The 7,765-nt window shown below is 36.0% G+C and carries 5 protein-coding genes; 3 read left to right on the top strand and 2 right to left on the bottom strand.

The genetic code is table 11. From position 1 onward, the window contains the following. Window positions 1–79 precede the first annotated feature (79 nt). The 3 genes from ACFIML_RS06715 (at window position 80) to ACFIML_RS06705 (ending at window position 5,641) form a co-directional block, all read left to right on the top strand. Window positions 80–592 (top strand): hypothetical protein, encoded by a 513-nt coding sequence (locus ACFIML_RS06715; protein WP_375615222.1) that lies wholly within the window; start codon window positions 80–82, stop codon window positions 590–592. 2,163 nt (window positions 593–2,755) lie between these two features. Beyond that, the gene (locus ACFIML_RS06710; protein WP_375607018.1) at window positions 2,756–3,199 is read left to right on the top strand and encodes a hypothetical protein; all 444 of its coding nucleotides are present in this window, start codon (window positions 2,756–2,758) and stop codon (window positions 3,197–3,199) included. A gap of 1,680 nt (window positions 3,200–4,879) precedes the next feature. Continuing rightward, window positions 4,880–5,641, top strand: a complete 762-nt coding sequence (locus ACFIML_RS06705; protein WP_375610681.1) for a DUF4167 domain-containing protein — start codon at window positions 4,880–4,882, stop codon at window positions 5,639–5,641. A 1,077-nt stretch (window positions 5,642–6,718) separates the two neighbouring features. Here the strand turns inward: ACFIML_RS06705 and ACFIML_RS06700 are convergent. Beyond that, window positions 6,719–7,168 (bottom strand): hypothetical protein, encoded by a 450-nt coding sequence (locus ACFIML_RS06700; RefSeq protein WP_375607016.1) that lies wholly within the window; start codon window positions 7,166–7,168, stop codon window positions 6,719–6,721. A gap of 44 nt (window positions 7,169–7,212) precedes the next feature. Next, window positions 7,213–7,578 carry a hypothetical protein gene (locus tag ACFIML_RS06695; protein WP_375607015.1) on the bottom strand — a complete coding sequence of 122 codons (366 nt, stop codon included), beginning with the start codon at window positions 7,576–7,578 and terminating at the stop codon, window positions 7,213–7,215. Window positions 7,579–7,765: the final 187 nt, after the last annotated feature.

Below are 7,765 nucleotides of genomic sequence, written 5' to 3'. Positions count from 1 at the left end.
TGAGAAATGCAAGAGCCGTACAACGGAAAAAATATGCAAATGCTTAATACGCGTTTAGCTTATCAAAAAGGGGGATATAATGGCACTTTTTCCATTTTCTATTGCTGATATTGATGATCCTGAATGTATTCGTGTGGTTCTTTATGCTAGCGGAAGAATGGGACATGCTCCTTTAAACGCATTGTTGAAGAAAGCATATGAAGATATTACAAAAATTTCAAAGCGCATGGATGCTTTAGAAAAAAAATTAAATGCTCTAGATCTTACCAGTGTCGAACAGAAAAAAAATGAGAAAGAAGAGAAGCAAGACAGTATTAATAGTGTTGTGAGTGGTGGAATAACGACATCAAACAGTTTTGTGAGCGCACCAGAAATTAAAACAGAATCATCGTCCGCTGGAGACATATTTTTTTCTTCAATATACGAGGCACCAAAAATAGACTACAGCTCTTTTATTTCAAAATTTACAGCACATAAGCCGCTAGAATTACACAGTAGTGTTGCTCAAAACATCAGTGTTGAGCATTCTAGAGAGATTTCTTCTTTGTTAGAAAAGAGTGATCATAACAATATGTATGGGTTGAAGCTGTAGATCAGATAAACCTGATTTATATCTTCGGTGGGGACTGGAATTGCACTCTGTTTGAGATGTTAAAAAAGGGGTAAAAATTGATAGAGAAGCGTTGTTGCAGGATAAGTTGATCATGCCTTGTTGGGGAGAGTAGGGTGCATATTGAAATCTAAGGGTAAGTTTTTAAAGCCTACAGAGAAAGGAGCTGTGCCCAAACAAAAACGCATGGCAAAAGAAGCTTTAAAAAAATAAAAAATCTTGCAATACTTTGAAAAAGCTTTTGGATAGAGCATTCGATGATTTTAAATCTATAAAAAATTGCCATTTTCACGCTTTTTTTAAAGAGAAACAGAGCAGTTCATCGCAATTTTAATTTGTTAAAAATCCCATAAAAAGAAAATATTAATTGCCAAAAGGACAAAAGCAGAAAAATGCCTATAAGAAAATTATGCGTATCGTTGTGTCTTTTCTTATAAACGAAGAGAAATGCTATACTGTTTAAGAAGACTTGAAGGCTAAAGTTTCACTTGTTTTCTTGTCAGACAAGATTGTATAAGCGGTTGTTTGTCTTATCCTGCTTATGCTGTAAATACTGTCCTTTCAGGTGTGATGATATAAGGCAAGCTCTTTGTAAGAGCCTCCATGATACAAAAAGTGTTTTTTTAAGGGCGTGGAAAATATTTAAGGCAGGCTTATTTGTTGAGCTTTAAGTTTAAGTCAATCACATGTGAGAAAGCCAAATGGACCCCGCTGCAATCTGGGCTGTTGATAGATCAGATTGGGTGAAGAATCTTCATGTTTTTAAGTGGTGGATGCAAGTCAAGAAAAACCAGCTTTTACAAGTGTAAAAAAGCGGATCTTATTATAATTATGGACTTAAATCATGTGTGTTTTTTCATGGATTATATTGAGATAAAGCTACAAAGTATTTTGATTTATTTGATACGTTTTTATTTTAGAAAGTGCATTGTTGTAAACAACTCTCCTCAATACGAATGTATCATTATTTATACTCTTTTTGGATATTTTTATAAATATAATTAAAAAGCTTGCAATACTATACGCTTTGTGTATAATTATTTATTATTGATTTCTTTTGTATTTTATTTAGTTATATCTCTATTCATAAGCCGCGCCTTTAAATGGTGCGGCTTTTTTTACTTTCTAATAACAGGGGCGCTATATATTTGTTATTGAGATGGCTTTGGATATTTTTCTCATTATTGTATTTTGTGATTTCATTTTGCAGTGAAATCTTAAATTCTTATGTGTTTTATCCCAATAGGGAAGATTCAAATAAAAATGCAGGCGTCTGGTTTCGGTTTCTTTGCTTTGGTTGGGGGGGGGGGACGTTGAATAGTTAAAGAATCTTTGTGACTGTTTGACGGAGCGTGATATGGGGTGGAGCATAAAATGGTGGCGTATTTGAAGGGCCATTATTATACATGTCAGCATGGTCAAAAATGCAAATGTGTCTTTAACAGTGTTTGTTGATCTCGATTAGAAAGTCCATTCTTTTCTTTGTTTGGAGTTTTACATCTATAATCTCTTATCGTTTTAGCGACTGCTTTTTGAGGGGGGGTAATAAAAGGCGTGTTATATATGAAGTGTTTGTGTGATGAATAATGGTAAACCCATTGAGCACTCCCATCTTTACGATTATGCAGAGGCAAGCCGGCACCATCATTGTATTTTCTCGCTCCCAATATTACGACAGCCTTGGTTCGTGAGACGATTCATAAGAAGCATATGCCTTTCTTATACAGTTTTTAATCCACATGCCAGCTCCGCTTGTAACTTGTAAGCGACATGGTTTTGATTGTTTCAACAAAAAACAAACTTCGGATGAGAGAATCCTATGGTGTTCGGGTTTTTCATTCAACGTGCAAAACAATAAAGACTCTTTATAAATCAATATGATGTGTCTTAACAAAGACGAATTATTTATAGAATCGCATGGATGAAGAATCTTCGTCTTTAAAAGTGGTGAGAGAAAATCATCAACCCTATTTTTTCATAAAGGGCATGAGAAAAGTGTTTCATAAGAATTATACGGTAAAAAAGAGAGTCTTTTGACATAAGAGTCTTGATCGTTTGCGGCTATAACCTGTATTGTGTACACAGATACTTCTATCGTTTTTTGCTGTAAAAGCTTCTCTTGGGATATTAAAGGGTACAATCTTTATGGAAAAAAGAATCCGGGCAAGACAAAAGGCTTATTTCAAAAGATTATATCGCAAGATTGCTTTTGTTTGCATGATACTTTTTTGTATAGTGATTTTGTGTTTTGCTGTTGCAAAGGCGGTCAGTTATTTTTCTTCTCATCAAAAAATAACACAACAAGCGCCTGTTGAATTGGCTATTCCTGTCTTTGATCTGCGTGTGTATTGCAAGGAAATTTCTGCTTCCGTTATGCCCGAGATGAAAAAAGAAGTTTATCAGCACTGCCTTAATTTAGAAAGTGAGGCCTATTTTGCTATTCGTGAAATGTGGGATAAGCTTTCTGATACTGCAAAAAAACAATGTTTGACGAGGATCCGTCCTGGGGATGGAAATTATTTTCTCTTACGAGACTGTTTTCTTGATGAAAGAGAAAATAAAACAGGCAAAAGGCGTAATTACTTTTAAGTTTTTATACGGAAAGTTAAAAGGAAGCGAATTTTGATAAAAAGATAAAAGCCTCTTAAATGACTATCTGCCTCAAGACCAATAGTAGCTTGATTTATTTATCTTGTTATATCGCACTTCTTATTTAAGGTATGGCGATATAAGATATGGATGGCCTCCTTGAAATGTTTAAGGGGGCGTGGTGGAGTTTCTGGAGGGGTTGTTGCGCTTTTTTAAGGGAAATAACGAGTGTGGGAAACCCATTTCGTAATGGCTTTGGTGAATGGTATAATGGTAAAACCCTCATGAAATGTATAAAATTTATAAAGCAAGTTCATCTTTATGGTTTAAAAAAGAGTAAGCTGGTACTATCTCACACTTTGCTCCGCTTCCAATGGTGCCTCTCGACAGCCCCTTAGCCTTAGAGACGGTTCATAAGAGGTACTTTTAGTCTTTTTTTTCGTTTTTACTCCACGCAGGTTTTCCTACGTGTAACATGCAAGAAAAAGAGATTGATTCAATAGCAAACAGATTGAGGATGAAAAATCCTACGGTATTAAGTTTTCTTACTCAACACAAAAATATGAATTATCATTACAAATCAATTCAGTGTATGAATTTTATAAGTATTTTCATTGTTGACAGACCCGTGTGATTTGAGAATCCTCGTTCTTTGAGGGTGTAAGTCAATAGACATGACAAAAATGAGTAAAAAAACATTTTTTTATAAACATTCAAGGCTTCTTCATGCGTAAAGCGCTGTGTTGGGTTTTAAAATGTGCTTGTTTTATAATTCCAGTTTTCTTTATCAGAAAAGATAAGTAAGGAAATACGTTAGGCCATTCTTATTGATAGGCTTTGAGGAGGGTATTTTTTTGAGAAGAAGCTGATTTTTAAAAAAGTGTGACATATTGGTTGTTTTTTTCATAATTTGATATTTTTTTGTATTTAAATATTTTGTTTTTAAGCTCAATTTGTTATAAATAAAAACTGTGATTAACTTAAAAACTCTATGGGTTAAAATAAAAATTGATAGTATCGTTGGCTTTTTTGGGAAAGAAGATTGATCTCTTGGTGATTATAGGGCTTGAATAATACTTCGTGTTAATCTATCTATAAAAATTAAGAGGTTTTGTGAAGCGATCGTGGATTATCGCTCGCAAGGGGTTGCTTTAGCGATGAAGAGAGGCTATATTTATAAAATAAAGAGGTTCGCGCAGTGACTCGTTGGGATGGAAGTGCTTGTGAGTTAAATGCACGAGGGGGTAGAGAATATCGGCGTTTTTAGGAGCGGTGGTTTTAGAGCAAAAAAGGAAGCTTCTACTATTCTCTGGCAGGAATTTTTTCTTTGTCAGGTGTGTTATATGTGTGTTTTCCTTTTTGTTTTCCACAAGATAATTATTTTTTTTAGTGAAATATGGTTTATTTTAAAAAAAACACTTGGCATTTTACGTGAACATCATTAGGTTTCTGCTGTTTGACAGAGAAAAAGGGAATTTTTGATTTACGATTTCCCTGCTGTTTTGTGATTTTCAAGAAAATATATGCTTTTATCAATATCAGTAGGGTTCGTTTGAGTGAAATAAACGCGGATAGCTTGATAAGCGTATGTTAAACGTGATCAGCATTATCAAAAGATAATGCAATGAGGAAGAGTCAATTAAGACACACATAAGACAAACACTCCAAAAAGGGATAAAGATGAGGCCACAACAAAATAGACGGGTACGCGGTCGTAATAATAACAATAATGGTAATAACAATAATAATCGTCGCGGTCCTAATCCGTTGTCTCGCAATTATGAAAGTAGCGGTCCGGATGTTAAAATTCGCGGGAATGCTCAGCAAATCGCCGATAAATACATAAGCCTTGCGCGTGATGCACAAGGTGCAGGTGATCGTGTTATGTCGGAAAATTATTTACAACATGCCGAGCACTATTTGCGTATTATTTTAGCAGCAGCTGGGCAAATGTCTCAATCGCCTCGGCGTGATGAAAATCGTGGTGATGAAAACGAAAATCGTGATGAAAACAATGGACAAGAATGCGGTGAAATAAATCTTGACGGTGAAAAAAATGATACTGTTGAGGGTGATACAGATGTATTACAAATGTCGTCGCAAAAAAATGGCGATGGCCAAAATGATAAAATGCAAAATGGAGATGCGCGTGAAAACGCTTTAGAGGCTCTATCGGATGAAAAAACAGATCAAGAGCACTGTCTCTCTGAGAAAAATGTTGAACCCATCAAAAAAACACGTCGTTCTCCCCGTCGACGTACTGTACGCACTCAAGATGAAGCACCTTTTGAGCTTTCACTCACAACAGCAGAAAGCTCTAGCAATGGAGATGCATCAAAAGTGACAAAAGAGGCTTCTTCCTTGCCTGAATTAGGTGAAGGGATACAGAGAAAGACGCGCCGTCGCCGAGTGGTCAATCTTGAGGCAGAGGAAAATGTTTAAACCTGAAGGGTGCTGTGTAAGCGCGCTTGTGTGGTGATGTTATTGGTATCATGATAATAAATTATAATATGCTCAAGAAGCTTCTTGCGCTTTCCTTCAGTTTTCACGGGGCTGTATCAGGAACTTAACGAAGGCTGTTGACAGAAAAGATTGCCTCTTTGCTGAGATTTAAGTGAGGGGATACAGAGAAAACCACATTCGTGTATTTTAAGAGGCAGTTCTTTTATGAAGAACGCAATGTCGTTGTTTTATTTAATTCACACCTATATTTAATATTGTTCAATATATTCATGCCCATTGCGCGCTGGTGTTTATGAATTCTATCATGTGAAATCCATCGGTTATCTTTGCTTAATAAAAGATGTAAGCTGGGCGTTATTGCTTTAATTTTCAATGTTGCAACAGTTCTTCTTTTGATACCGGATTATCTATAAGAGGTATTTTATTCATCAATTTCCTTGCTAGGGTATGTGAGGAAATGATTTTGATGAGCTTCATCATAAATAGATTTGAGATGAGAGAATCTTACAGTATTTGAGGTTCTCATTTGACATGCAAAATAAATCATCACTATAAATTAATATGTTGAATTTTTACACTCAAGAAGAAGCATTTCTTGCACGTTCATTAGCTTTTCATCAAATGATGTCCGTTTTCTTAAAAATGGGAATGCGTTGACAGAAAGGTTTCTTCTTTTCCAAAATTCAAGTGAGGGGATACAGTAAAAAATGCGCCGTCGCGGTATGGTGGAAATTTAAGACTTATCACATTGATTTATAATAACAATTCATTTTTTTGTATGTTAGGTGAGAGCCCCTAAATCCCTAGGATTCTCTCATTCCAAATTTGTCCCATGGTTGAATCAACAAAAACCATTCGCCTGCACGTTGCAAGCGGGGAGAGCCCGTGTGGATAAATTTGTATAAGAAGGAATAAAAATGGCTCTTATGAACTCTCTCTAGCGCCAAGGATTGTCGGCAACACCTACGCGCTGGAAAAGCGTGTGATAATGCCCGGCTCGCAGAAAATGTTTAAACCTTCAGAATGCTATGTCAGCGCTTATTGAGGTTGGCTTGCTTAATGAGGCGTTATTGTCGATATTTTTTCTGTTGTTTCAACAGAAAGAATGGAGACAAGTGCACCGGTATAATAATTGTAAATCATAAATTTTGTTTGTCCATCAGGGGTTAAAATTTTCAGTACAATATTGTTCTCTGAGAGGCTTTGCGACAAAATCTGTGTTTTTTCCGGTAAGGAGAGCGTATGATGGGTAGCTTGTGGATTTTTGCTGAGAGAGGAAGATCGCTCTGTTTGTTTTGACGCTGATCCCGTTGCGATAACTTTATAAACAATTAAAAATAGTACGGTCAGAATAAGGAAGAGCGTTATTAAAACGGAAATAATCATTAATCCCATAAGTTTTTTTCTCACCCGTTCTACAGCAGGATCTAAGGGGAGATCTTGAGGCAGAGTACTTTGCTCTGTGTGATGGTCTTTTGAAGGGTGCATTCGCTTATTATCTATCATGTCTTCCATTGATTATTTTTTTGAGATCTGATGGGTTTATGCTTTTAAAGTTTTTTGTGCAAGAGGTTTGTGGAAGAAGAACGCAAAAGAGGAAGCGATGTTGGTAAAATATCTTGTTTGTGGACTGTAGACAGCTTGTCTTTTACGTTTTGGCTTTTAAGAAGAAAATTTCCACGGTTTGTTACAGACCAGATCAAGTTTACTTCTTGTTGATGTAAACTGGGTTGTACGTTTATACATTGAGCAAAAATTTGTTGTCCATAAAGTGCAAACTTTTTTGTGGACGGTATCATGGCTTGTTCACAAGCTTGAGCTGTTGGGTAAGTTTTAACCATTGTATTGTTCGAATAGCAACTGTTAAAATCATCCGTACATGAAACCAATAAGAGGATAAAAACAAGGGGATTCATAAATTATTTTCCAAATGAGTAGTTGACAGTGTGAACTCCAATTTGTCAGCCTAGGGGCTTCTTCATTGTTAAACGGTTTTACAGTTTTTTAGTTCCCCTTTGAGATGTCGGTTCCCCTTTGAGATGTCGGTTCCCCTTTGAGATGTCGGTTCCCCTTTGAGATGTCGGTTCCCCTTTGAGATGTCGG

Origin of the sequence: Bartonella sp. AC62GZZY, from assembly GCF_042196525.1 — a bacterium.
In the GTDB taxonomy this organism is placed as follows: Bacteria; Pseudomonadota; Alphaproteobacteria; order Rhizobiales; family Rhizobiaceae; genus Bartonella.
This window is presented reverse-complemented; position numbering and strand designations above follow the sequence as displayed.

Bases quoted from the DNA above. Each gene is read 5' to 3' on its own strand.
- ACFIML_RS06715 (WP_375615222.1), top strand. From the start codon at position 80: ATGGCACTTTTTCCATTTTCTATTGCTGATATTGATGATCCTGAATGT.
- ACFIML_RS06695 (WP_375607015.1), bottom strand. From the start codon at position 7,578: ATGAATCCCCTTGTTTTTATCCTCTTATTGGTTTCATGTACGGATGAT.
- ACFIML_RS06700 (WP_375607016.1), bottom strand. From the start codon at position 7,168: ATGATAGATAATAAGCGAATGCACCCTTCAAAAGACCATCACACAGAG.
- ACFIML_RS06705 (WP_375610681.1), top strand. From the start codon at position 4,880: ATGAGGCCACAACAAAATAGACGGGTACGCGGTCGTAATAATAACAAT.
- ACFIML_RS06710 (WP_375607018.1), top strand. From the start codon at position 2,756: ATGGAAAAAAGAATCCGGGCAAGACAAAAGGCTTATTTCAAAAGATTA.